27 protein-coding genes and 1 tRNA gene are annotated in these 24,165 nt (G+C 61.5%); 5 read left to right on the top strand and 23 right to left on the bottom strand.

Annotated features, from left to right (window positions below):
• Nucleotides 1–79: 79 nt before the first annotated feature.
• Together FHE74_RS00710 and FHE74_RS00705 are read right to left on the bottom strand one after the other, a co-directional pair.
• Nucleotides 80–670, bottom strand: a complete 591-nt coding sequence (locus tag FHE74_RS00710) for an LGFP repeat-containing protein (RefSeq protein ID WP_139464500.1) — start codon at nt 668–670, stop codon at nt 80–82.
• Nucleotides 671–770: 100 nt separating this feature from the next.
• Nucleotides 771–1,400, bottom strand: a complete 630-nt coding sequence (locus FHE74_RS00705) for a type 2 periplasmic-binding domain-containing protein (RefSeq protein WP_139464499.1) — start codon at nt 1,398–1,400, stop codon at nt 771–773.
• Between the two features lie 40 nt (nt 1,401–1,440).
• Between FHE74_RS00705 and FHE74_RS00700 the strand changes: the two genes are divergently transcribed.
• On the top strand, nt 1,441–1,833 hold the full coding sequence (locus FHE74_RS00700) for a DUF5997 family protein (protein WP_139464498.1): 393 nt from the start codon (nt 1,441–1,443) through the stop codon (nt 1,831–1,833).
• Here FHE74_RS00700 and FHE74_RS00695 read toward each other — a convergent pair.
• Both FHE74_RS00695 and glyA read right to left on the bottom strand, forming a co-directional pair.
• Nucleotides 1,830–3,017, bottom strand: a complete 1,188-nt coding sequence (locus tag FHE74_RS00695; protein WP_246049077.1) for an alpha-amylase family glycosyl hydrolase — start codon at nt 3,015–3,017, stop codon at nt 1,830–1,832. The genes FHE74_RS00700 and FHE74_RS00695 overlap by 4 nt on opposite strands.
• Nucleotides 3,002–4,297: a serine hydroxymethyltransferase gene (gene glyA / locus FHE74_RS00690; protein ID WP_139464497.1), complete on the bottom strand. Its 1,296-nt coding sequence runs from the start codon at nt 4,295–4,297 to the stop codon at nt 3,002–3,004. The genes FHE74_RS00695 and glyA overlap by 16 nt, the downstream gene beginning before the upstream one ends.
• A 124-nt stretch (nt 4,298–4,421) precedes the next feature.
• Here glyA and coaA point away from each other — a divergent pair, with 124 nt between their 5' ends.
• Nucleotides 4,422–5,381: a type I pantothenate kinase gene (gene coaA, locus FHE74_RS00685; protein WP_139464496.1), complete on the top strand. Its 960-nt coding sequence runs from the start codon at nt 4,422–4,424 to the stop codon at nt 5,379–5,381.
• On the opposite strand, the gene FHE74_RS00680 is transcribed toward coaA, so the two are convergent.
• From FHE74_RS00680 to mca, 4 genes are read right to left on the bottom strand one after another with little or no spacing between them, the layout of a single operon-like run.
• Nucleotides 5,378–7,141, bottom strand: a complete 1,764-nt coding sequence (locus FHE74_RS00680; protein WP_139464495.1) for a BCCT family transporter — start codon at nt 7,139–7,141, stop codon at nt 5,378–5,380. The genes coaA and FHE74_RS00680 overlap by 4 nt on opposite strands.
• A 50-nt stretch (nt 7,142–7,191) precedes the next feature.
• Nucleotides 7,192–7,968 carry an isoprenyl transferase gene (locus FHE74_RS00675; RefSeq protein WP_139464494.1) on the bottom strand — a complete coding sequence of 259 codons (777 nt, stop codon included), beginning with the start codon at nt 7,966–7,968 and terminating at the stop codon, nt 7,192–7,194.
• Entirely contained in the window at nt 7,968–8,240 is a 273-nt protein-coding gene (locus FHE74_RS00670) for a hypothetical protein (protein ID WP_139464493.1), read from the bottom strand. The genes FHE74_RS00675 and FHE74_RS00670 overlap by 1 nt, the downstream gene beginning before the upstream one ends.
• Nucleotides 8,241–8,243: 3 nt before the next feature.
• Nucleotides 8,244–9,098 (bottom strand): mycothiol conjugate amidase Mca, encoded by an 855-nt coding sequence (gene mca, locus FHE74_RS00665; RefSeq protein WP_139464492.1) that lies wholly within the window; start codon nt 9,096–9,098, stop codon nt 8,244–8,246.
• A 26-nt stretch (nt 9,099–9,124) separates the two neighbouring features.
• Between mca and FHE74_RS00660 the strand changes: the two genes are divergently transcribed.
• The 3 genes from FHE74_RS00660 to FHE74_RS00650 all read left to right on the top strand — a co-directional run bounded on the left by FHE74_RS00660 (nt 9,125) and on the right by FHE74_RS00650 (nt 10,567).
• Nucleotides 9,125–9,559, top strand: coding sequence for a DUF4307 domain-containing protein (locus FHE74_RS00660; protein WP_139464491.1), 435 nt, complete (start codon nt 9,125–9,127; stop codon nt 9,557–9,559).
• A gap of 66 nt (nt 9,560–9,625) precedes the next feature.
• Nucleotides 9,626–10,150: a transcription elongation factor GreA gene (gene greA / locus FHE74_RS00655; RefSeq protein WP_139464490.1), complete on the top strand. Its 525-nt coding sequence runs from the start codon at nt 9,626–9,628 to the stop codon at nt 10,148–10,150.
• Nucleotides 10,151–10,180: 30 nt separating this feature from the next.
• Nucleotides 10,181–10,567 (top strand): hypothetical protein, encoded by a 387-nt coding sequence (locus FHE74_RS00650; RefSeq protein WP_139464489.1) that lies wholly within the window; start codon nt 10,181–10,183, stop codon nt 10,565–10,567.
• 67 nt (nt 10,568–10,634) lie between these two features.
• Here the strand turns inward: FHE74_RS00650 and FHE74_RS00645 are convergent, their stop codons facing one another.
• The 15 genes from FHE74_RS00645 to mfd form a co-directional block, all read right to left on the bottom strand.
• Nucleotides 10,635–11,417: a Bax inhibitor-1/YccA family protein gene (locus FHE74_RS00645; RefSeq protein ID WP_139464488.1), complete on the bottom strand. Its 783-nt coding sequence runs from the start codon at nt 11,415–11,417 to the stop codon at nt 10,635–10,637.
• A gap of 21 nt (nt 11,418–11,438) precedes the next feature.
• Nucleotides 11,439–12,092, bottom strand: coding sequence for an ABC transporter permease (locus FHE74_RS00640; protein WP_139464487.1), 654 nt, complete (start codon nt 12,090–12,092; stop codon nt 11,439–11,441).
• Nucleotides 12,089–12,721 (bottom strand): ABC transporter permease, encoded by a 633-nt coding sequence (locus FHE74_RS00635; RefSeq protein WP_139464486.1) that lies wholly within the window; start codon nt 12,719–12,721, stop codon nt 12,089–12,091. The genes FHE74_RS00640 and FHE74_RS00635 overlap by 4 nt, the downstream gene beginning before the upstream one ends.
• Complete coding sequence (locus FHE74_RS00630) at nt 12,718–13,509, bottom strand: ABC transporter ATP-binding protein (RefSeq protein WP_139464485.1); 792 nt, start codon at nt 13,507–13,509, stop codon at nt 12,718–12,720. The genes FHE74_RS00635 and FHE74_RS00630 overlap by 4 nt, the downstream gene beginning before the upstream one ends.
• Entirely contained in the window at nt 13,506–14,363 is an 858-nt protein-coding gene (locus FHE74_RS00625; protein ID WP_139464484.1) for an ABC transporter substrate-binding protein, read from the bottom strand. Before FHE74_RS00625 ends, FHE74_RS00630 begins: the two co-directional genes overlap by 4 nt.
• Nucleotides 14,364–14,398: 35 nt before the next feature.
• Nucleotides 14,399–14,472 (bottom strand) — tRNA-Leu (locus FHE74_RS00620).
• Nucleotides 14,473–14,482: 10 nt separating this feature from the next.
• The gene (locus tag FHE74_RS00615) at nt 14,483–15,400 is read right to left on the bottom strand and encodes a Ppx/GppA phosphatase family protein (RefSeq protein WP_139464483.1); all 918 of its coding nucleotides are present in this window, start codon (nt 15,398–15,400) and stop codon (nt 14,483–14,485) included.
• The gene (locus FHE74_RS00610; RefSeq protein ID WP_139464482.1) at nt 15,397–15,936 is read right to left on the bottom strand and encodes a DUF501 domain-containing protein; all 540 of its coding nucleotides are present in this window, start codon (nt 15,934–15,936) and stop codon (nt 15,397–15,399) included. The genes FHE74_RS00615 and FHE74_RS00610 overlap by 4 nt, the downstream gene beginning before the upstream one ends.
• A gap of 5 nt (nt 15,937–15,941) precedes the next feature.
• Nucleotides 15,942–16,346, bottom strand: a complete 405-nt coding sequence (locus FHE74_RS00605; RefSeq protein WP_246049075.1) for a septum formation initiator family protein — start codon at nt 16,344–16,346, stop codon at nt 15,942–15,944.
• A gap of 68 nt (nt 16,347–16,414) precedes the next feature.
• The gene (eno, locus tag FHE74_RS00600; RefSeq protein ID WP_139464480.1) at nt 16,415–17,692 is read right to left on the bottom strand and encodes a phosphopyruvate hydratase; all 1,278 of its coding nucleotides are present in this window, start codon (nt 17,690–17,692) and stop codon (nt 16,415–16,417) included.
• A 48-nt stretch (nt 17,693–17,740) separates the two neighbouring features.
• A complete protein-coding gene (locus tag FHE74_RS00595; protein WP_139464479.1) occupies nt 17,741–18,529 on the bottom strand; it encodes a lytic transglycosylase domain-containing protein in 789 nt (262 codons plus the stop codon).
• Nucleotides 18,522–19,121, bottom strand: coding sequence for a MazG nucleotide pyrophosphohydrolase domain-containing protein (locus FHE74_RS00590; RefSeq protein ID WP_139464478.1), 600 nt, complete (start codon nt 19,119–19,121; stop codon nt 18,522–18,524). Before FHE74_RS00590 ends, FHE74_RS00595 begins: the two co-directional genes overlap by 8 nt.
• A gap of 3 nt (nt 19,122–19,124) precedes the next feature.
• The gene (locus FHE74_RS00585) at nt 19,125–20,270 is read right to left on the bottom strand and encodes an HNH endonuclease signature motif containing protein (protein WP_139464477.1); all 1,146 of its coding nucleotides are present in this window, start codon (nt 20,268–20,270) and stop codon (nt 19,125–19,127) included.
• Nucleotides 20,271–20,364: 94 nt separating this feature from the next.
• Nucleotides 20,365–20,553: an antitoxin gene (locus tag FHE74_RS00580; protein ID WP_139464476.1), complete on the bottom strand. Its 189-nt coding sequence runs from the start codon at nt 20,551–20,553 to the stop codon at nt 20,365–20,367.
• Nucleotides 20,550–24,164: a transcription-repair coupling factor gene (mfd, locus tag FHE74_RS00575; protein WP_139464578.1), complete on the bottom strand. Its 3,615-nt coding sequence runs from the start codon at nt 24,162–24,164 to the stop codon at nt 20,550–20,552. The genes FHE74_RS00580 and mfd overlap by 4 nt, the downstream gene beginning before the upstream one ends.
• Nucleotide 24,165: the final 1 nt, after the last annotated feature.

Raw genomic sequence — 24,165 nt, 5'->3', positions numbered from 1 at the left:
AAGTGGTCTTTCCGCCACCCAAGGCTAGGCAGGCAAGGTGGAAACTACATGGTTGTAAGATGAACTTACGGTTACGCTGCTACTTCTTCTGGATGTCGGCGGAGTACTCGCCGCCCTGACCATCGTTGGTCCACACGATGGTGCCGTTCTGGAAGGACTGGTCCCAGCCGTTCTCGATAACGTTCTCCGGAGCCGTCGGCAGGCCGATCTCAGCGTCCAGGCCGCCCTCGCTCATCCAGGTCTCGTTGATCTTGCCCACGACCGGAACCGCACCAATGGCGTCGGCGTAGACGATCTGGTCACCGTTGGCGTAGGTAGCCAGGAAGCCCTTCTCGCCCTCCTGAATGGTCTCCGGCTTGCCCCAGTTGCCTTCCTCGTTGGCAATGGCGGTTGCCAGGTCAGCCGGAACCAGGGTGGTCTTGCCGTCGGCGGTGGCGACCTCCTCGGTTGCGCCCTCCTTGCCAGCGGACTCGGAAGCCTTTGCGGACTCGGTGGCCTCCTTGGCCTTGTCCTTGGCTCCACCAGCAGCATCGCCAGCAGCGGAGGTGGCGGACGAAGCGGCGTCGCCAGCCTTGTTGGCGGCTTCATCGGCCTCGGAGCAAGCAACGGCACCGAAGGCAACGGTCAGAGCAGCGGCACCGGCAACAACGCGACGGGTGATGGACTTCATGATTATTAATTCCTTTCTTGACGACGATCTGTCGTGGTTCGCCATTATGCATGCCCCAATCAATGCATTGCCAGGAACTTATTAAAAGGTGACCAACTTGTTACCTTCGCTTATTGTTTCGCGCTTGGCGACGTTGCTTCTTTGCAGCCGCTTTCTCTCGAGCTGTCCTTTTCGGGGTTGAGCTGCGAGAAGAGCGAACGGTTCGGCCCTTGGTGATGCCCACAAAGTCCTGGATCGCATCGCAATCAGCGTCCTTATAAAACGCCACCGCAATGCTCGTGGCAGTGGCCTCGCCCGCATACCCCAAGTGCGTCACTCGGTTCTTGCTCAGCGCCTTGAGCACTGGGCGCGGGCCAAAGGCCACACCAACATTTGCGGCCACGACCTGCAGCGCCGTACGCAGCTCTTCCATATCCAGGCTCTCGCTGCGATAGTTCACAATCTCATCTGCCACGTCCGCGGCGGCAACGGCTTCACCGACTTCCGCGTAGACAGACTCCTTGGGCACTGCGATTCCCGGCTCTTCTTCGTAGAGCCGAATGAGGTGGAAAGAATCGTCGATACGCGCATCCGGCAACCGCACCAACGCGACGTCTACCTCACGGGCAATGAGTGCGGCCGCCGGATCATCCATCCCTGTGGCGTGAAGCGGGCCGTGATCGGTTCCCTCGGCGTAGCGACGCAACCACTTATCCGGGGCGACTCCGATAGCAAAACCGAGTCTGAGCATGCGCTCGATCCTACAGGGTCGCCTGCTAGAGTTTGGGCCCATGAGCACTGAACAAGCCCCGTCGAGCACCGCAATGAAGCCCATGACGGCCGCCAAGAAGTTGGGGATCTACCTCCCCGCTACCCCGGAGGAATTCCGCGGTGGGGCTGTCACCCACGCCCAGCTGCGCGACCTTCAGGAAAACCCGCCGGAGTGGCTGACCAACTTGCGCCTTAACGGGCCCCACCCGCGCCCTGTGGTTGCCCAGAAGCTCGGAATTACTATCACCGCTCTCAAGCGCAACAACCTCGATGAGGCCCTGACCACCGAGCAGATCAAGGCCCTCCTAGAGGATCAGCCCAAGTGGCTGCGCGAGGCGCGCCTCTCGCTGGCACAACAGCGCAGCGAGTCCCAGCCAGACTCCACCGAGGCGGCTGGCGACTCCGAGGACTAGCGCGAAAAATCCACTACGTGCTCACCATTGATGTGCACGTGGGCATGGCAGCCGTCGACAAGCGAGAGATGCGTTGCCACCTCGTTACCCTGCGCATGCGCGGTAAACGTGATGCGCTGGTTCTCTACCTCCGCGACTTGTAGGGTCGCCTCCGCCAACCAGGGATGCGCCCGCCGCAGACGAATGAGCTGCGTGTAGAGCTCTGCCAGATCACCTGCGGCGTCCAGATCGTCCAATGCTGGGCGCACCGGGTCATCGGCTTCAGCACCCTGGCCACGCACGCCTAAAGCCGCACGCTCATCGCCGTAATAGACACTCGGCAGACCCGGCAGAGTGAACAGCGCTACCGCTGCCAACGCGGCTTTCGGCTCCCCGACGACCGAGGCAATCCGGTTGACGTCGTGATTACCGATGAAGGTCTGCATAATCGCGCGGGAGGAAAACTCCGCGTGACGCCCGAGGGCATGCTCAAGTTCGAAGAAATTCTCGTCCTTGAGCGAGGACCAGATGGCCTTCCACAGCTCATACTGAGTGACCGCATCGATACCGGTCCCTGAGGCCAGCTCTGCATAATCCCCGTGGATCATCTCCCCAAGGAAGATGGCCTCCGGGAACTTCTCGCGCACCCGCCAGGTCACCCGGGCCCAGAAGTCACGCGGAACGGCATACGCGACGTCCAAACGCCAACCAGCGATGCCGCGCTCAAGCCAGTGGCACATGATCTCCACCACGGCATCCTCAACACGCGGGTCGCTGTGATCGAGCTCGGCGAGACTGCCGTCGCCTTCCCAACCCACGGGGTTGCCCTGATCATCGCGCTTGATCGGGCCGTTCTGGCTCACCCAGGCGTGCTCGACGGCCACGTGATTGAACACCCCGTCGAGGATGACAGCCACCCCTTGATAGGAGCACGCGCTGACAAACTCGTCGAACACGGCATCATCGCCGAGGCGGTCGTCGATGCGGAAGTGATCGAGCGTGTCGTAACCATGCGCCACGGACTGAAAGACCGGACCGAGCAAGATTCCGGTGTAGCCAGACTCTGCGGCCAGACTCACCCAGGGCAGCAGAGCACGCAGGCGATCACCTGGGGTACGCTCCTCGCGAATAGGGGCTCCACAGGCAGCCAGCGGATAGACATGCCACCAGATGTGCTCGGCGGTGCGCATTAGTTGAGCTTCCACTCCTCGAGGTCCTCGTACAGCGGGTACTGCTCGGCCAGCGCGCGGACGCGAGCGCGCAGGCTGTCCACGTCAGCGTTCTTGCCGGCTGCCAGCGCAGTACCGATGATGTCTGCCACCTCGGTGAACGCTTGGGCATCGAAACCGCGGGTGGCCAGCGCCGGGGTGCCGATGCGCAGGCCGGAGGAAACTGCCGGCGGACGCGGGTCGTTGGGAACGGCGTTGCGGTTGACAGTGATGCCCACCTGGTGCAGCAGATCCTCTGCCTGCTGCCCGTCCATCTCCGAGTTGCGCAGGTCAGCCAGCACGAGGTGGACGTCGGTGCCACCGGTCAGCACGTCCACACCGGCAGCCTTGGTGTCCTGAGCGGTCAAGCGCTCAGCCAGGATGCGTGCGCCCTCGAGCACGCGCTCCTGACGCTGCACAAACTCCTGGCTCGCGGCGATCTTCAGCGCTACTGCCTTGGCGGCGATGACGTGCATTAGCGGGCCACCCTGCTGCCCGGGGAAGACTGCCGAGTTCAGGGCCTTGGCGTAGTCCTGCTTGGCCAGGATCATGCCGGAACGCGGTCCACCAATGGTCTTGTGGATGGTGGTGGACACGACGTCGGAATGCGGGACCGGCGATGGGTGCAGGCCCGCAGCCACCAGGCCGGCGAAGTGTGCCATGTCGGTCCACAGGTAGGCGCCGATCTCGTCGGCGATCGAACGGAAGGCCGCGAAGTCGATCGTGCGCGGGTAGGCAGACCAGCCCGCGATAATGACCTTCGGGCGCTCCGCCAGGGCGATCTCGCGGACCTTGTCCATGTCGATGCGCATGGTCTCAGGATCGACCTCGTAGGCGACCACGTCGTAGAGACGGCCAGAGAAGTTGATCTTCATGCCGTGGGTCAGGTGCCCACCATGAGCCAGCGACAGACCCATGATCTTGTCACCCGGGCGCACCAGCGCGTGAAGAACCGCCGCGTTAGCCTGAGCGCCGGAGTGCGGCTGGACGTTGACGTACTCCGCACCGAAGAGATCCTTGGCGCGGTTGCGGGCGAGGTCCTCCACAACATCCACGTGCTCGCAGCCGCCGTAGTAGCGACGCCCGGGGTAACCCTCGGCGTACTTATTCGTCAGCACAGAGCCCTGCGCCTGCAGAACAGCGCGAGGAACGAAGTTCTCAGAGGCAATCATCTCGAGCGTTTCGCGCTGGCGGGCCAGCTCCGCCTGGATTGCCGCGTGAACCTCGGGGTCAAAATCTCCCAACGGCTGAAGGAACGAGGAGTCGGCAGTAGTCATGAAACGAAAATTCCCTTTCGAAAGAGGCTGCGCCAGATCGGCTCGAATGTGGTGCCAGTTTAGTCGTTAAGTCTCGGGGGTGAGGTGTAAACCACCTGAGGAGCGCAATGACACAATAGAACCCATGGCAGTTCAGGAATCCGTCGCCGCTGCAGCCGAAAGCGCACACAAGGTGCGCTCCCCCTACGTCTCCTTGGACCGGCAAACGTGGCGCAGCCTTCGCAATTCCATGCCCCAGGTGCTCACCGAGGATGAAGTGGTCGCGCTGCGAGGTCTCGGAGAAAACCTCGACCTCGACGAGGTTGCCGACGTCTACCTCCCTCTCTCGCGTCTGATCCACCTCCGCGTTAGTGCCCATCAGCAGCTCACGGGTGCAACGGAGACATTCCTCGGCGAGGACCCTGGGCACGTTCCGTTCGTGATCGGGGTGGCGGGATCTGTGGCCGTGGGCAAATCCACGACGGCCCGATTGCTGCAAGTACTACTCCAGCGGTGGGATTCACACCCTCGGGTCGACCTAGTGACCACCGACGGATTCCTCTACCCCACTGAGGAGCTCAAGAGGCGGCGTCTTCTTGAACGCAAGGGCTTTCCCGAGTCGTACGATCGCCGCGCATTGCTGCGTTTTGTCACGGATGTGAAGTCGGGGAAGGCGCGTGTCGACGCCCCGATCTACTCTCACAACAGCTACGACATCATTCCCGGTGCTGCACAAAGCGTCGAGCAACCGGACATCTTGATCATCGAGGGCCTCAACGTGCTCCAAACCGGCCCTACCCTCATGGTCTCCGACCTGATCGACTTTTCCATCTACGTTGACGCCCGGACTGAAGACATCGAGTCCTGGTACATCGAACGGTTCCGCCAGCTGCGAAATACCGCCTTCAAGCGCCCCGGAGCCCACTTTGGCTGGCTCGCGGATGTCGGTGACGAAGAAGCTATTGCCTTTGCTCGAGACGTCTGGCAATCCATCAACCTGCCGAACTTGGTGGAGAACATCGCACCCACCAAAATTCGGGCTTCCTTAGTTCTGCGCAAGGACGCCAATCACCAGGTCAATGGCGTGCGCATGCGCAAGCTTTAGCGCAGGGTGACGTCCGCGCCTGCGCCCTCATCTGCTGGCACCTCGGAGACGCCGAATACGAAGTCGTCCCCGTGCTTGTCGATGCCCCGCATCACACCCTTGCGGATTGCCTCCCGGCTATAGGCGCGACGAATGATCACCGGATCGTTAGCCAGATCCTTAGCCCAGGAGATGGCCATGCCAAACATGATCACCACAAACGGCACAGAGGCCGAAACCATGATGGATTGCAGCCCAGACAGGGCGTTCTGACCGCCGGCGAGAAGTAGCGCCAGAGCGATCAAGCCCAGGGCCAGACCCCAAATGACCGTGATCGGGGTGGAAGGGTTGCTGCGGCCTGACTGGGACATCGAGCCCAAGACGTTGGTGGTGGAGTCACCGGCAGTGGTGAAGAAGATGATGATCGCGGCCAGCGTGACCACGTGCATGAGCGTGCTCAATGGCAGGTTGTCGAAGAGATCAAACATGACGTTTTCTCCGGCCCCCACAATCGGCAGATCCATTCCCTCCAAGGTCTGCCAGATTGCTGTCCCTCCGAACACGATGTACCAGAGCGCCGAGATCGCAGCCGGGGCGAAGATGGTCACGGTGACGTATTCGCGCAGGGTGCGACCCTTAGAGATCTTGGCCACGAACATGCCGACGAAGGGCGACCAGGAGATCCACCAGGCCCAGTAGAGCATGGTCCAGGCGGTGACAAACTCCTTCTCTACGTCACCCTGAGAGGGCGAGACGGCGAAGAAGTCGGGAATAGCCCCGAGGAACGTGACCAGCGAGGTGGGGATGAGGTCCAGGATGAACACCGTGGGGCCAAGGACGAGAACGAACAGTGCCATGAAGGCAACCAACGCCATGTTGGCGTTGGACAGGATGCGAATGCCCGTCTTCACGCCAGATACTGCCGAGAACGTGAAAATCACCGTGAGGATGGAAATGATCGCCACCACGGTTCCATCGCCCGAGAGGTCCTTACCCGTCAGGATCGAAGTACCGGTTTGCACCTGCAACGCTCCGATTCCCAAGGACGTGGCGGTACCGAACAGGGTCACCAGCACTGCAAAGACATCGATAATCTTTCCGACCGGGTGGTTGGGAGCGTGCGGAAATACAGGTTCGAAGATGGATGAAATTAGCGGTAGGCGTCCACGTCGAAAAGCGGAGTACGCAATCGCGCCGCCAACAAAGGAATACACCACCCACGGGAAGGACGCCTGGTGCAGAATGCTCTGCGCCACAGCCGGATCTACGGCGCTGACCGTTCCAGCCTCCGCATCAGTGCCGGTAAATGCGGGCGGAAGGGTCTGGAAGTGGATCAGCGGCTCCATCGGTCCGTAGAAGATGAGGCCAATTCCCAGGCCCGCGGCGAACAGCATCGACACCCAGGAGAAGGTGGAAAACTCGGGGCGGGTGTCATCTGCGCCCAGGCGAATGGATCCGGTTGGTCCATAGCCGATGACCAGCATGAAGATGGTGGCGCCTAGGATCGCCAGCGTGAATAGCCAACCCAGGTGAGAGACCACCCACGACTGCAAGTTCACACCGACGGTGTTGACCTGATCGGGTGCAAGGAAAGCCCACATCACCACCGCGAGGCTGATGATCAGCGCCATCGCAAATACCAGCTTGTTGGTGGGATAGGAGCGATCGGTTGTGTCCACGTCGATGCCCTGGGCTAGGGCCGGGTGAATCGAACGCTCGCCGGAGACGGCTTTTCTTACTCGGTTTCGGTGTCTTTTGATTACCACGTCTTGTTCTTCCATCGCTATGTAGTGTGCGCTGGGAAGACGCAGTAATCAAGAAATGGTGTGTTTTACTTTCCGAACCGCCGAGAACGCTGCGAGTAGTCGCGGATGGCGCGCAGGAAGTCGATACGACGGAAGGCCGGCCAGTAGGTATCGGTGAACCAGATTTCCGAGTATGCGGCCTGCCAGAGCAAGAAACCGGACAAGCGCTGCTCCCCCGACGTGCGAATCACCAAGTCAGGATCAGGCTGACCGGAGGTGTACAGGTGCGCGTTAATGCTTTCGACGGTGATGGAGTCCGCGATAGCCTCGCAATCCAGCCCGGCGCTCGCGCTGTTGCGAACCACCTCGCGTGCGGCATCCACAATCTCCTGGCGTCCGCCGTAACCGACTGCCACGTTGACCACCACACCTGTGTTGGCCTCGGTGCGCTTTTCTGCCTCCCGCATGGAGGCAGCGAACTCGTCGGGCAGCATGTCCAGGTGACCAACGAGCCGGACTCGGCAGTTGCTATCAGATTCCGCCAACTCCGTGACTACGCCCGAGATGATCTCAAACAGCAACTCCAGCTCATCGCTTGAACGCGAGAGGTTCTCCGTCGACAGCAGGTAACAGGTGACCACCTCCACGTCGGTGTCCGCGCACCAGGAGACCAGCTCGGCCACCTTGCGCGCACCGATTCGGTGCCCGTGGCTCACATCAGTAAAACCGGCCTCACGCGCCCACCGGCGGTTGCCGTCGACGATGACTGCCACGTGCTTGGGCTGGGCAGCACCCTTAATCTCGGAGGCAAGCCGAGCCTCGTAAAGCGGGTACAGCAGGCGAGGCAGGAGTTGAAAACGCATCAGAAAAACGACTTCTTTCGGCGATCCAGAACTCCGGCCTCCGCCATGGCTTTGTCCACTGCCTCGGCATCAAACGGGTCCAGGCCGTGGGCCTCGGCGAACATACGGCGACGGCGAAAGCGCGAGTTACGGCGGTGGAACGCCCAGCCGATGATCATCACGGCGACCGCCAACAACACGAGGATGAGCAAGCCGATGGGAGACGCCTTGCCAAACTCCGGACCCACCGGGCCGTCAGAGGGCGCCTGCGCCAAGATAAACGTGGTCCACATGTTTTAGTTCTCCTCGGTAATGCCGGCGAATAGGTCGGTCTCCGGCAGTGTGCTTTCAACCCTTGATTGGGCCAACTCGAACTCCTCGGTCGGCCACAGTCGCTGCTGCGCCTCGACCGAGCTGGCCAGAAACGCGCCGGCCGGGTCGATCTGGGTGGCGTGCGCACGCAGCGCAGCTTCGCGCTGCCCAAAATAGTCGGCGGCATGCACCTGGGTGGTCACCCGCGACATGATGTCGTTCTTTTCAGGATCCCAGCGCTGCATGATCGACTCGTAGGGGCTCATCTTGCCGGTGGCCAGGAGTTCGTCGTGAAGCAACTGCATCCTCTGGAAGACGAAGCCATGCGAGTAGTACAACTTCTGTGGAGCCCACGGCTGCCCGAGCTCTGGCTTGTAGTCGGAGCCTGCCTTGTCCCACGCGATCATCGACGCAGCGTGGACCTGGAGATGATCGGGGTGCGGGTATCCCCCGTTCTCGTCGTACGTGATGATCACGTGCGGGCGCAGCTGCCGGATGTGACGAATGAGCACGTCGGCTACTTCTTCGGCAGGCTGCGTCGCAAAGCACCCTTCGGGCAGCGGCTCTCCCTCACCAGGCAAGCCGGAATCTTCGTACCCCAGCCAGTGATGGTTGATGCCCAAGGCGGCTGCAGCCTGTGCCATTTCTTCCCGGCGAACCTCGTTGATCTTTTCCTTGATCCCCGGCTTGTCCATGGCCGGGTTGAGGATGTCGCCTCGCTCTCCTCCGGTGCAGGTAATCACGGTGACGTCGTGTCCCTGCGCGGCATACATCGCAGTGGTTGCCGCGCCCTTCGACGACTCATCGTCGGGGTGAGCGTGAATGGCTAGAAGGCGCATGCGGACAGTCTAGTAAACTGCCAGGCATGTCAACGCGCCCACCCAGCCGCTACGGATCCGAACAAGGAACGTGGGCAGGCAAAGCCATCGCCGTTATCGCCGTGATCTTCGCTTTGGTCGCCGCGGTCTTTCTCTACCGCTACGTTACGCAGCGCGCGAACACTCCCGTCGAGGTCTCCATGGTGACTCAGGAGCGTATCGACGACAGCACTTTGCGCGTCTGGGTAGACATCACCCGCAAGGACCCTGCGCAAGAGTCTTATTGCATTGTCACGGCGTTGAACTACCAGATGGCCGAGGTTGGACGCCGAGAGATCATCATGCCCACCGGCGGCGAAAAGGTCACGCGAGTTGCGGCCGACATCCCAACGCGGGATGTTCCAGTCGCCGGCGGTGTTTACGGTTGTTCAACCGGTCTAGAGCCGTACATGGACGTAGATAACCGAGTGACCACACTCTGATAAATTAGGCCACTAGCTAGCGCTAGTTAGTGCTGATTGAACCGCAAAAGGTAGGGAGTTTTACCTATGGCTGAGCCCCAGAAGCAGTACATCACTCCGGAGATGAAGACCAAGCTCGAGACCGAGCTGCAGGAGCTGATTGACCACCGTCCCGTCATCGCCGCTGAGATCAATGAGCGCCGCGAAGAGGGCGACCTCAAGGAGAATGCTGGTTACGACGCCGCTCGCGAGCAGCAGGACCAGGAAGAAGCCCGCATTAAGCAGATCTCCGAGATCCTGCAGAACTCCACCACCGAGCGCTCCGGCGTGGTCGAGGGTGTGGCCCAGATCGGTTCTGTGGTTCACGTCTACTACAACGGTGACGAGTCGCAGAAGGAGACCTTCCTCATCGGCACCCGTGCCGCCTCCAGCGACAATAAGGATCTGGAGACCTACTCCGAGCAGTCCCCGCTGGGCGCTGCCGTGCTGGGAGCCAAGGAGGGTGAGACTCGTTCGTACTCCGCACCGAACGGCAACACCTTGACCGTGACCATTGTCTCGGCCGCACCGTACGATTCGGCCAAGGCTGCTACTCCCCGCAGCGATTCCTAATTACATATTCAAAGGAGCTGAGTTCTTCCCATGAAGCGTCGTCTTACTGCCATCGTTGCTGCAGGCGCCCTGCTCACCGCGTGCCACCCGCCGCACCAGCAGCCTTCTAGCGAGAAGGTGCAAACTGCCACCGAGCAGGTCCACGCCCCGGTCTCTTCCGAGACCGCAAACGTCAAGTTCATTGACTGCGTTGGCGAGCCCACCACCAAGCCACACGAGGTCTCCACGGATTGCGCCAACCCGGCCTCCAAGGTGACCAACATCGAGTGGTCCCAGTGGTCGCGTAACGCCGCGCAGGGCAAGGGCACCGGCCCGGACGGCGCCCCGGCTACCGTCAAGCTCAGCGCTCCCACCCAGACCGGCGAGTCGACCGTCTACTCCACTGTTGAGGTCAACGGCGAAGTCGTCTCCGGCTAGACTGCGCGCAAGAGAAATGACCCCGTCGCCTTTTCAGGCGGCGGGGTCATTTGTGGTTAATGATCCGCTAGTTGCGGTTGAAGTAGCTCAGCAGGCGCAGGATCTCGGTGTAGAGCCAGACCAGAGTCACGGCCAGGCCGAGGGCAACGCCCCAGGCCATCTTCGACGGCGCGCCCTGGCGCACCAGGCGATCGGCCACGTCAAAGTCCTGCAGGAAGCTCAAAGCTGCCAGCACGATGCATACCAGCGAGAAAACGATGGCCAGCGGGCCGCCATCGCGCAGCGGGTTCATGTCGGTAAACAGCGCCAGCAGCAAGTTACCCAGGGCGAGCACGGCCACGCCGATGATCGCGCCGGTCATGATACGGGTGAACTTAGGAGTCACTCGGATCGCGCCGGTCTTGTACACGAACAGCATGCCCAAGAACACGCCGATGGTGCCCAGGATAGCCTGACCGATCAGTGCACCGGCGTCGGCGCCGCCGATCAATGCGCCCGACAGCAGCAGCGAAATGCCGCCAACGAAAAGCCCCTCGAAGGCCGCGTAGATCAAAGTGGTCGCTGCACCGGTCTTGCGGCCAAAGGCGCTGACCAGGACGGTGATAAAGCCACCAATACCGCCGATAGCAGTCAAGATCAGTGCCAGACCCGGGTTAACTAGGGACAGGCCGAAGGTCACCAGGGCGAAGACAATGATCACGCCGAGGGTGATGCCAGTCTTGGTAACAACGTCGTCGACGGTCATCGGACGCTCGGCCTGCACCGGCGCCTGGTACTGCTGGGGGTTCTGGAATGTGTCATAGCTCCCGGAGGCCGGGAGGTTGTTCAATACCGGGTTACTACTCCGCATAATTACCTCTCTTTGTTGTCACTACACATGCACAACGGATCGGGTCAGAATTTTGTTCCCGGTGGCAAGGACGGCGTCGACAAGCACCGCCAGAACTATGACCAAGACGGCCGCGGCTAGGGTGAGCGCATAGTCGTTGGTCTTGAGGCCGGCGAAGAGGAATCGCCCCAGTCCTACGTCTGCGGTGTAGGCGGCCAGCGTGGTCGTGGAGACCACCTGCATGACGGCCGAGCGCAGCCCTCCCATGATGACAGGGGCGGCCAAGGGGATCTCGACCTGGGAAATCACCTGGGATTCTCGCATGCCTACCGCGCGCGCAGCCGACACGGTCTCCTCATCCACGCCGGCCACCCCCGCATAGGCGCCGGCCAATAGCGACGGGATCGCCAGGATGACCAGGGCAACAATGGGAGCGACCAAACCAATGCCCACTAAGAGAGCGACCAGCGTAATCACTCCGAGTGAAGGAATAGACCGCATCACTCCGGCAAAGCCAGCCACAGCGGCTTGACCACGGCGCCGGTGGCCGACTGCGATGCCCAACGGCCAGGCGATAACGGCCGCGATGACCACCGCCAGCGCCGAAACTCCCAAATGCTGGCCTGCGCGGTGCAGGATGTCGGTGGTGTTGGCAGGGTCGAAAAGCCACGCGAACATCTCCGAGATTGTGTTCATGAGCGCTCCCAAGGAGTCAGTGCACGTCCTACGAGGATCAGAACGAGGTCGACGGCGACGGCCAGGACGGCTGTCAAGACGATGCCCGTGAGCACCTCAGCGATGATCGCCCGGGAGAATCCATCCGTCAGCAACGTGCCCAGCGATGTGATGCCTACCAAGGCGCCGATGGTGGCCAATGAGATTGTGGACACCGCGACCACGCGAGCACCCGAAATCAACACCGGAACTGCCAGGGGCAGATCGACTTTGCGTAGAATTTGACCCCGGCTCATTCCAGTTGCGCGGGCGCTGAGGCGAACATTGCTATCGACGGCTCCGAAAGCATCCGCTGCGGTACGCACCATGAGGGCAATTCCGTAGATCGACAAAGCCACCACGATGGTCACCGGGGAACGCAGCGGCGTACCGATGATCGCCGGAATGACCACCAGCAGCGGCAACGCGGGAATCGTGTAGGTCAGCGCCAACAAGGTCGACAGTGGCCCGCCGATGCGCGGTCGCCGCGCTGCCACATATCCAACAGGGATAGAGACCACAATGGCGATGAGGATCGCGGGAATCACCAAAGCCAGATGAGTCAGGGTGAGCTCAGCGATGAGCCCCAGGTTGTTCTTCAGCCAAGTCACGGAGCCAACTTCCCTACTACCCGCCCAGCGTCATCGACTACGACTTGCCCCTCAACGCGCAAGTTCGAGCGCGCCCCGAGGAAACCTTCGACGAATTCGTCAGCAGGCTGTGCCACCAGTCGATCCGGGGTATCCCGTTGAGCGATGACTCCTCCCGGGCGCAACACGACGATCTCATCCCCCAGGCTCAGTGCCTCATCGACGTCATGCGTAACAAAGAGCACTGTTTTGTTCAGATCTCGCTGCAGACGGGCCGTTTCTTCTTGCAAGACCTTCCGTTGAATCGGATCCACCGCACCGAAGGGCTCGTCCATGAGCAAAATATTGGGATCCGGGGCCAGCGCGCGCGCAACACCGACGCGCTGACGTTGCCCACCCGACAGCTGAGACGGGTACCGCCTACCGACGCTCGGGTCCAGACCCACAACATCAAGCAGATCGCGAGCTTTCGCTCGGGCTTCGCTTTTCGACGCTCCGTTGAGCCGTAGCACCGTCGCTACATTGTCCTCGACAGTCCAGTGCGGCATAAGCCCACCGGATTGCATGACATAGCCGATCTTGCGACGCAGCTCGACGGGATCGACCGAGGCGACGTCGGTGTCGTCGATAAGCACCCGCCCCGCGCTGGGATCAACCATCCTATTGACCATCCGCAGAAGCGTCGTCTTGCCGCTTCCGGAGGACCCCAGCAGAACCGTGGTGGTGCCAGAGGGAATCTCAAAAGACACGTTTTCTACGGCGACATGCTCTCCGTAGTGCTTAGCGACGCCCTCAAACGTAATACTCATCGGCTCGCCAACCATTCCTTGGCAATCGTCTCCGCGTTCTTCTGCTCATTCACACTCTGGGAGTTGAGCTTGAGCAAAGTCGCCTGATCAAGCCGGGCATTGACGTCGTTGAGGATCTCCACGGCCTTCGGATCGAGGTCCTTGGTGGCAAGCGGCACAACGTGGGAAGAAATGATGAGGTTTTTCGGGTCCTCGAGGGCGCGGAGCTGGCCATCTTCGAGGGCTGGCGAGGCAGTGTAGATGTTGGCCACGTCGACGTCGCCCGCCTGCAAGGCCTTCACCGTCAGAGGCCCACCGGAGTCCTCGATGGGAGTGAACTCTACATCCACTCCGTAGACCTCCTTGAGCTGCTTCGGGCCAAACGGACGCTTCTCGATCTCCGAATTCGCACCAAGCTTGAGATTCTCTCGCCCCGCCAAATCTCCGATTGCTCGCGCCGGGTCATCCCCCCGCACCACAAAAGCATCTTGGTCCGTTGCCGCAGCCTGGTCGAGCACCTGCATGTCGCCCGGCACCGCCTGAGCTAGCGCCTCATAGACATCCTGGCTCTCGCGGGCGGTGGTGTCTGGCTCATAGTGCTGAAGCAGCGCGCCGGAGTACTCCGGGATCAGGTCGATTGCACCGCGCTCGATCTCGGGGAGGTAGACCTCGCGCTGGCCGGTGCGGTAATCCCTTTCGATTGAGAACCCACCCTCCTCGAGAGCCTGAGCATAAATCTCGGCAATGATCTCGTTGGAGTAATAATCCTGCGAACCGATTGTGATCGCATCAGACTCACTCGACGCGACGGAGTCAGCGTTACACGCGGTGAGGAAGATTCCGGGAAGTGCAAGGGCAGCTAAGCAACGTTTCATTCTCGCCAGCATAGCTACGCTGTGGGATCCCTGCGTGCCCCCAGTGGGACTCGAACCCACACTGAATCGATTTTAAGTCGACTGCCTCTGCCGATTGGGCTATAGGGGCTATCGGCTGCTTAGGCCAACGATTGAACAATACCGTCTAGGATGTCCATCTCCGAAATGACAAAGGAATCGGCTTTTCCAACCCGCTCGGCCATGTCCATGATGCCCTCGACCACTACTGCGCCGCCCGCAATTACATCCGCTCGACCGGGGTGAACCACCGGGTTCGAGGCGCGCACGGTCGAAGAGGAATTGATGAGATGGCTCGTCGAAAGGCGAAGCGCGTCGAAACGCAGATGCGACCCGTGAATCTCAGCGCGGTCGTAGCGTTCCAATCCCTGGGCGAGTGCGGAGAGAGTGGTAAAGGTGCCGGCGACGCCGACGAAGGTCTTTGCCCTTTCGACGGGGACGATGCGCTCCACCTCCGCCATGCGCTCGGCGACATAATCGCGAGCGATTTCCACTTCGGTAGCGGTCGGTGGGTCTGAGCGCATGATCCGTTCGGTCAGGCGCACGCACCCCATCTGTGCGGAGTGGGATCCGTAGATCGTCCCATCGACCTCGCCGACGATGAACTCCGTGGAACCTCCGCCGAGATCGATGACACACACCGGCCCCATCGAAGCGTCGAGATCCGAAACCGCACCTGCAAACGACAGTGCAGCCTCCTCCTCACCGGAGATGACCTCGGCGCGCACGCCCAGCAGCTGTTCGGTCATCGCGAAGAAATCCTCGCGATTCTCGGCATCGCGCGTGGCAGACGTCGCGACCATGCGAACCTTGGACACGCCCTCGAAATCCATAATCTCGGTGTAACGCTCCAGGCAGGCGCGTGTTCGAGCCAGGGCTGCACCATCGAGTCGCCCGGTAGCATCAACGCCCTCGCCCAAACGAACGATCTCGTTGAGCCGGGTGACTTCGCGGCCATCGTCAGAGATCAGGAGGCGAAGAGAGTTCGTACCACAGTCGAGTGCGGCAACGCGGGTCATAGCTCGTCAAACTCCTCGAGGTCGATACCCAAATCCCCTATCGACGGCCAATCCTGCGGAATCGCCGTCCCCCGCAACTTGCCGTGATCCGCAGCCATCGCAACTGCCTCGGTGCCCAAGCGAACGCGCTCCGGCCCCTCGGCCAAGGCATAGGCGATAAGCACATGCAGGCACTTGACACGATCGGGCATACCGCCACCCGAGAAATCCGTGCCCAGGTCTTCGATAGCGTTGCGCTCGGCGAGGAAGTGCTCATGGGCGCGTCGATAGTCCTCGCGCAAGGCCTCATCCTCGGCGAGGCGCGACTCCATCCACTTCATAACCTGCCCCACCTCGAGACGAGAAGCCTCAGCCGTCAAGCGCGGGTCGGTGAGGTAGTAGAGGGTGGGGAAAGGGGTGCCGTCGTCAAGCCGCGGCGCCGTCTTAACCACTGCGGGAGCCCCATCGGGAGTGCGGTAAGCAATGGAGAGAACGCCCCGCGGCGCCCTCCCCAATTGCTTCTCGACGATCTGAAGATCCGCTGAATCGACACTCATGCCGATTACTGTACCGGCAGGTGCATCTCCGCTGCCGGTGAGGGCTGCGTGGCGACCGAATCCCACAGCACCTCAAACCACTTCGGCTGGACCGAAGCGTCCTGCGACGACGTAGTCGCCTGGGACTCCGGCTGCAACCGCGGATCGATGATCCGCCACGCCGTCTCACCTGACTCCACGACGCCGAAGCGGCGACGCGCCTCCTGCTCGATATACGAGTCGTCCCGGTACTTATCGAGCTCACTCTGCAAACGGTCTTTCTCCGCCTGCTTCGCGACGATCGACTCCTCCAGCCGGGCAATCTCCGCACGGCCTTGGAAGTAGTTCTTCACCGGGACGAGAATCGTCAACAGGATGAGGATCACCACCAGGCCGATGACGGCCCAGGAGGCCATGCCGAGTTGCGGCATCCCCTTTCGACGCGTCGATCGGGCCGGCGCGCTAGAACGCGCCGACACAGGAACCCGTGTTCTTGCCATTAGGCCTTAAAACGCGGGAAAGCGGAACGCCCCGCGTACACGGCGGCGTCGCCCAGCTCCTGCTCGATGCGCAGCAGCTGGTTGTACTTGGCCACGCGCTCGGAGCGAGCCGGAGCACCCGTCTTGATCTGACCGCAGTTCAGAGCGACAGCCAGGTCGGCGATCGTGGTGTCCTCGGTCTCGCCGGAGCGGTGAGACATCATCGTGCGGTAGCCGTTGCGGTGCGCGAGGTCGACCGCATCGAAGGTCTCGGTCAGGGTACCGATCTGGTTGACCTTGACCAGCAGTGCGTTGGCAGCCTTCTTCTCGATGCCCTCGGCGAGACGCTTCGGGTTGGTGACGAAGAAGTCGTCGCCCACGATCTGCACCTTGTCACCGATCTCGGCGGTGAGCTTGGTGTAGCCCTCCCAGTCGTCCTCCTGCAGCGGATCCTCGATGGAGACGATCGGGTACTCCTCGATCAGCTTCGAGTAGACAGCGATCATCTCCTCAGCAGAGTGCTGGCCGCCCTCGAAGTTGTACACGCCGTTCTCGAAGAACTCGGAGGAAGCGACGTCGAGAGCCAAAGCGATATCCTTGCCCGGCTCGAAACCAGCAGCCTTGATGGCCTCGATGATCAGGTCGAGGGCAGCCTTGGTGCTATCGACGGACGGGGCGAATCCGCCCTCGTCGCCAAGCCCCGTCGAAAGGCCCTTGTCCTTAATGACCTTCTTGAGCTGGTGGTAAACCTGAGCGCCAGCGCGCAGGGCCTCAGCGAAGGAATCAAAACCGATCGGGGCGATCATGAACTCCTGGACGTCGACGCCGGAGTCAGCGTGAGCACCGCCGTTCACGATGTTCATCATCGGAACCGGCAGGACGTGCGCGTTCGGTCCGCCCACGTAGCGGTACAGCGGCAGCTCAGCAGACTCGGCAGCAGCCTTGGCGGCAGCCATAGACACGCCGAGGATGGCGTTGGCGCCGAGACGAGACTTGTTCTCCGTGCCATCCAGCTCGATGAGAGCCTGGTCGATCAGACGCTGATCGTCGGCCTCGAAGCCGGCAAGCTCATCAGCGATCTCTTCGTTCACGTTCTCAACGGCCTTGGTGACGCCCTTGCCCAGGTAGCGGTCTCCACCGTCGCGAAGCTCGTGTGCCTCATGGACACCCGTCGATGCGCCCGACGGAACTCCAGCAACGCCACGGGCACCATCATCGAGGAAAACCTCCGCCTCAACGGTGGGGTTACCGCGGGAATCCAGAATCTCGCGAGCGAAAACGTGAATGATGTCAGCCACAGGTGCGGCCCTCCCATGCTTTAGGAAACGGGTTTGACTCTGCCCATCTTACGCGGGCTGCCCCAAAGCGTAAGAAGCCGCCGCGTCACGAACATCAATCAGATACTGCTGCGACCTGTTATAAGAGAGCACACCCTGCGTCCACCCCTCCGGAGTGGACAAATCGCGATTATTCTCACACAAATGCTTGGCCGCCCCGAGGGCCGCGTCATCGATTTGGTGAGGATCTGCAAACCCATCACCGCTCGCGTCCAAGCCATAACGATGCCACGAATCAGGAATGAACTGCATCGGGCCAACTGCTCGGTCGAACTGCGGATCGTTATCAAACTGCCCGTGGTCAGTGTCGGGGATCTCCGCCACTCCGGACGAGCCGTCGAGAGCGATACCGATGATTGGAGGCGTTACGACGCCATTCTCGTCGATATGCGCCGAATCGAAAAGCTTGCCCGTGTAGGTGCCATGACGAGTCTCGACCTGGCCAATTCCGGCCAACGTAGTCCAGGCGAGATGACATTGCGGCCAGGCGTCCTGGGCGATCAGGGCGGCGTTGCCGTAGGCGCGGAGTGCGGGCTCTGGAATCCCTGTCGACGCGGCGATAGGCTCAGCCCAGAATCCAAGTTTGTCGGAGGTTCGACCGGCTGTATGCACGTCGATAGGCGGCACTGGCTCACCTGCAGCGGGCGGAACGTTGTCAGGAACAGGCTGACGAGTCTTGACCGGCGACGAACCGTCCGAGGTGGCGATCGCCCACGCGACGAAAGCGATCACCAAAATCATCATCAGGAGCACTCCCCCGCATCCGCACCCTAGCCAGCGCGCTGCCCCCTTATTCATGCTCAGAGACCACTCCTTCGGCACGTTTGCCCTTAGCCCACAATTTCTCTTGAGTGAACGTGTCTACCACTTCGGAAGTTCCGTCGAAAAGATACGGGGCCCGCGAATGCATCTTGTCGACGAAGCTTTGAGCCACATCGTCGAAGTCGAAATCCTCGGCGATTTCGGCGTGGAACAGGATTTGGAGGAGAAGGTCTCCGAGTTCCTTGCGGACGACCTCCGCGCTTTCGCCCCGGTCGATAGCCTCTGCGAATTCCTGTGTTTCTTCTTGCAGGAACGGAAGGAGTGAGCGATGCGTTTGGGCTGCCTCCCATTCGCCTATCGACCGAGCTCTAGCCATGATCTGACGGGCTTCACCGATAGGGTCGGAAAGGCTCGGCGCACGGAATACCTTTCGTCCGGTCGATGCGTCCGATTCGTCAAAGGTCACCAAGGTCCCCACCCCGTCATCGACACCATCGATGACGTCGATGAGTTTCCACCGCACAGATACCGGGACATCGACAGCGAAATCTACAGGCGTCGGCAAACACCCGATGGCCTCCAACGGGATCATCGTCGGCCAACGGGGGTCAAGTAGAAGGACGGTCATGGCCTAGGAGTCTAGAGCCAAGGCGCGTGCAGTCATCCTGCGGATAGGGTGGCGGTTAATTTCCGGGGGTCGGCCATCGGGTGGAATGTGGACGATGGCACCGGCGTCACCTTTAACCATTCGCCCATGTCTGGGCGGGGCCTGCGGGTTGTCGTCGTTGCGACCATTATGCGTCGGGCACAACATCACTAGGTTGTTTAAGTTCGTTTCCCCACCCTGCGAATATGCGGTGAGGTGGTGTGGTTGGCATTCATCGGCGGGAGTTGTGCACCCAGGCCAGTCGCAGAGTATCGACGAGCCACGAAGGAGAGTCCTCTGCTTGTCGTTTGCCAGTCGTCGAGAGCGGTAGAGGTTGACGGGCCCATCGACGGGATCCCAGATTCCTACCAAGTGATGATCCGCCATCAACTGCTTGACCAGCTGAGCGCCGGTCATCATGGTGCCATCGCTGAGCGCAAAGTAGGACTCACTGCCGGCATGGTTATGCAGTTTCGCCCATTCGCCTAGCGAGATCACAACGAGCGGTGTCACGGGGCGCTCGCCGTTCGTCGGGGTACTCGACATGTGGTGGACGAACGCATCGGCCATAGCTTGTTCGTATGTCAGAGTCGGACTAGCTTTGCGCAGTTTCTGAGCGGTGGCTAACAGGTTCGCGTGGATGTTAGCCATGGTGCGCTCGGGCAACGAGATCGTGATGTGGCGCAAGCCCGACGCATCAGTGTTCTTGCCGCCTTTGAGTGCCCGCTTCTTGCGGGTGTGTTCGTCGGCATTCGGGACCTGTTCATTCCGCCGCCGCACGATATCTGCGGCTTCCCGCGCGATGTCATCGACGGTGCCCGTGAGGCTGCATAGCTCTTGTCTGAGTGCCCACGTGTCTCCGTCGAGAAGCTTTCCGACGTTCCTTTCGACCACCATCAATCCAGCAATCGACATGCCTGCCGAGCGGGCGGCTTCACGGCAGGCGCGCTGCTTTTTGATCGCTCGTGTCTTGCCCACGTAGATGTCGGTGAGCGCTAGCCACTTCCCCGCTATCGACGAGGGCTGGCCTAGTGCCACCAGGTCGACACGGCTGAGCTGGGCGTCGGCGATGGCCTCGAGGAGCTCGATGCCTCCGCTCGCTAGTGCTTTCAGCGCGTCGATAGGGTTCATGGCCACTCACGCTAAAAAGCCACCACCCCACCCAACGAGGAAGGGGCTGTGGATTTGTCTCCCCCGGAGATCTTTTCCACAGCCCCAGCTAGATCTAGCGACGCTTGTTCAGCTGATCCTTGACGGCCCCGGTAACCTTGTCCACCTGCTCGGCGCGGTCGGGTCCGAGCCGCTTTTTGGCTTCGTCGCCGATCTTGTCGACGGCTCCGCTGGCACGCTCAGCGTTCTTGGGGTCGTTGAGGGTACGGGAGATGGTCTGCACAAGTTTGGTCACGATGTTCATCGTCGTCGTGTTTCCTTTCGTCGGGGTTTTTCGCGCACCGAGAATACCTGTTCCGAGGCGTGCTCTGGGGAAATGGTTACGCGGTCGACGTCGAAGAGATCAGCGAGGAAGTTGGCAATCCATTGGAGCAGAGCGTCGTCGCGAAGCGTGGGAGCTCCCGCGCCTCGCCCCTCGCGTGGGAACGGCACGTTGACGGCTTGTGCAGCGGCACGGTATGTGGCACCGGGCGCGAGTCGTTTGAGGCGGACTTGCTTGGAATCGGGTAGCTCAACGGGGTTGAGCTTGATGCGGGTGCCTTGTACTTGGATGTTTCCCACACCGGCGGCCCTGGCGACGAAGCGGAGCCGGGCGACGGAAAGCAGGCGTTGTACGGGTTCGGGCACGGGGCCGTAGCGGTCGGTCATCTCCTCGACGACCGCTTGCAGATCCTTTTCAGCCGAGGCAGAGGCGATCTTGCGGTAGATCTCCAGGCGCAGGCGTTCGGAGTTGATGTAGGACTCGGGAATGTGGGCGTCGACAGGCAAGTCGATGCGGATTTCCTTGGGCGCGGAGTCGGTGACTACGGGGGTCTCGCCCTTGGCCAATGCTTTGTAGGTTTCCACGGCTTCCCCGACCAGCCGCACGTACAGGTCGAAGCCGACTCCGGCAATGTGTCCGGACTGCTGAGCACCCAGCACGTTGCCGGCGCCGCGCATTTCTAGGTCTTTCATCGCCACGGCCATGCCTGCACCCAGGTCGTTGTTTTGGGCGATAGTGGCCAAGCGGTCATAGGAGTTCTCAGTGAGGGTGACTCCCTTGGGGTACAGGAAGTAGGCGTACCCACGTTCCCGAGAACGGCCCACGCGCCCGCGCAGCTGGTGTAGCTGGCTGAGTCCCATGTGGTGAGCGCTATCGACGATGAGGGTGTTGGCGTTGGCGATGTCCAGGCCGGTCTCGACGATGGTGGTGCACACCAGAACGTCGTATTCGCGATCCCAGAATCCTTGCACGGTGCGCTCGAGTTGCTCCTCGCCCATCTGCCCGTGGGCAACAACAACGCGAGCCTCTGGCACGAGGGCGCGCAGATTCCGGGCAATCTTATCGATGTCGGCGACCTTGTTGTGCACGTAGAAGACCTGACCGTCGCGCAGCAGCTCACGCCGGATCGCGGCGGCTACCTGCTTTTCCTCATAGGCTCCCACGTAGGTGAGCACGGGGTGGCGATCCTCGGGAGGTGTGAGCATGGTGGTCATCTCCCGAATCCCGGACATGGACATCTCCAGGGTTCGCGGGATCGGGGTCGCAGACATGGTGAGCACGTCGACGGCCGCCTTGAGCGCCTTGATGTGTTCCTTGTGCTCAACGCCGAAGCGTTGTTCCTCGTCGACGATGATCAGCCCGAGGTTTTTCCAGGCCACACCGGTCTGCAAGAGGCGGTGTGTGCCCACCACGATGTCCACGGAGCCGTCGGCAAGCCCAGAGAGAATGGCCTTGGACTCAGAAGCGGAGGTGAATCGTGACAGCTCACGAATCTCAACGCCGAAGCCGTCCATGCGCTGACTGAAGGTCTTAAAGTGCTGCTGGGCGAGCAGGGTGGTCGGCACGAGGACGGCCACCTGCGTTCCGTCCTGCACGGCCTTGAACGCCGCGCGCACAGCCACCTCGGTCTTGCCGTATCCCACATCGCCGACGATCACCCGGTCCATGGGAACGTTGGCCTCCATGTCGGCCTTAACGGCCTCGATGGCGTTCATCTGATCTTCGGTCTCGACGAAAGGGAAGTTCTCTTCCATCTCGTGCTGCCACGGTGAATCCGGGGCGAAGGCGTGGCCTGGGGCGGACTGGCGCTTGGCGTAGAGCTCGACCAGCTCGCCGGCAATCTCGCGTACGGCCGCGCGAGCCTTCTTCTTGGTGTTCTTCCAGTCAGAGCCACCCATCTTGGATAGGGTCGGGGACTCGCCGCCTGTGTACTTGCTCAGCAGGTCCAGGGACTCCATGGGGACCCAGAGCTGGTCGGCCGGCTGCCCGCGTTTCGACGCCGCGTATTCCAGCACAACGTATTCCCGGCGCGAGGTTTCATCGCCGGCGTGGATGGTGCGTTCGGCCATCTTGATGAACTTGCCGATGCCGTGAGTCTCGTGCACCACAAAGTCCCCGGTCTTGAGTGCGAGTGGGTCGACTTTGGTGCGCCGCTTGGCGGGGCGTCGTTTAGCGCCAGCGATGTCTCCCACCCTGTTGCCGGTCAAGGCAGTCTCGGTGACCACCACCAGCGGCAGGCGCGGCATGGCCACCCCAGCGTGGCTGAGCGCCTGATACAGCGTCATCTCGCCGGGGCTGGGCTCCCACCCGGGGCTCGCGACGTGCGCGGGAATTCCGGCCTCACGGAACCGCTCCGTCATCCGTTTGATGGCAGCGGACGTGGGCGCGATGTAGGCGGCCTTTCCGCCATCCGCGATGTGCATTTTCAGGGTGTTCATCATCACCCCGATGGCCTTGAGATCACCACGCGGGGCGGGCCCGGCCTCATATTCCAGCGGCAGCGCATCTTCGCCGAGCATGCCGGGGGCGGCCAGGCTCCACACGGGGCGTTTGGCCACCTCGAAGGACTCAAAGGAGCGGAAGCTGCTGGGGCTCAGGTCGAGTCCCTCGACTGCCAGCGGGCCTTCGGCGCCCATTGCGGCGGCTTCCCAACCGGCCGCGAGGAACTCAGCATCGGTTGCCTGCAAATCCTCGATGCGCCGTCGGATCTTTTCCGGATCGCAGAGGATGAGGTGGCCGCCTGTGGGAAGGAAAGTATCCAACCCCACCAGTTCCCCGTCGGCGAGGACGGGCATCAACGCCTCCATCCCATCGGCGGGGATCTGTTGGCCGACCTTGTTCAGCAGCTCGGCCAGCGCAGCATTGCCGGAATAGGTGACGGCTAGTTCGCGCGCACGGTGCGCAATCGCCTCGGTGATAGGCAGCTCGCGCGCCGGATACACTGAGACGGCTTCAGTCACGATGTCGGGGAAGGCGCGCTGGTCAGCGACTGCAAACTGGCGGATCTCGGTAATTTCGTCGCCGAAGAACTCCACACGCATCGGGTTGGATTCCGTAGTGGGAAAGATGTCCAGGATGCCGCCTCGCACCGCGAACTCGCCGCGCTTAGCCACCATGTCCACATGCGAGTAGGCCCGAAACGTTAGCTCACGCGTGAGCTCACCCAGGTCATGCTCCTCGCCTTCGGCCAGAACGATGGGTTTTCTGCCCTCGACTTCCGCCAGGACTGGCTGCGACAGCCCGCGAGCAGAGGTGACCACGACTGAATAGTCGCCGAAGTTGTGCAGCACCTGGGCGCGTCGGCCCACCACGTCCGCGCCCGGCGACAAGCGCTCGTGCGGCAGCGTCTCCCAGGCCGGGAAGTGGGCCACACGCGACTCCCCCAGCATGGGTGCCAGCTGTGCCACGAGGTCTTCTGCTTCGCGCGAATTTGCGGTCACCACCAGCAGCGGTGCGCGCTGCGCAAGCACTCCGATAGCCCAGGGACGCGCCTCGTCGATGCACGTCACGTTGAGGCGATCGCTTCCGACGTGAGTAACCAGCCCCTTCATCGCAGGGTCGCTGGCAATGGTGCTTAGGAGTCCGGCGAGCATG

This window comes from Corynebacterium tapiri (genome assembly GCF_006334925.1).
GTDB lineage: Bacteria > Actinomycetota > Actinomycetes > Mycobacteriales > Mycobacteriaceae > Corynebacterium > Corynebacterium tapiri.
Note: the sequence above shows the minus strand (reverse complement) of the source record. Positions and strands in the feature narration are given on the sequence as shown.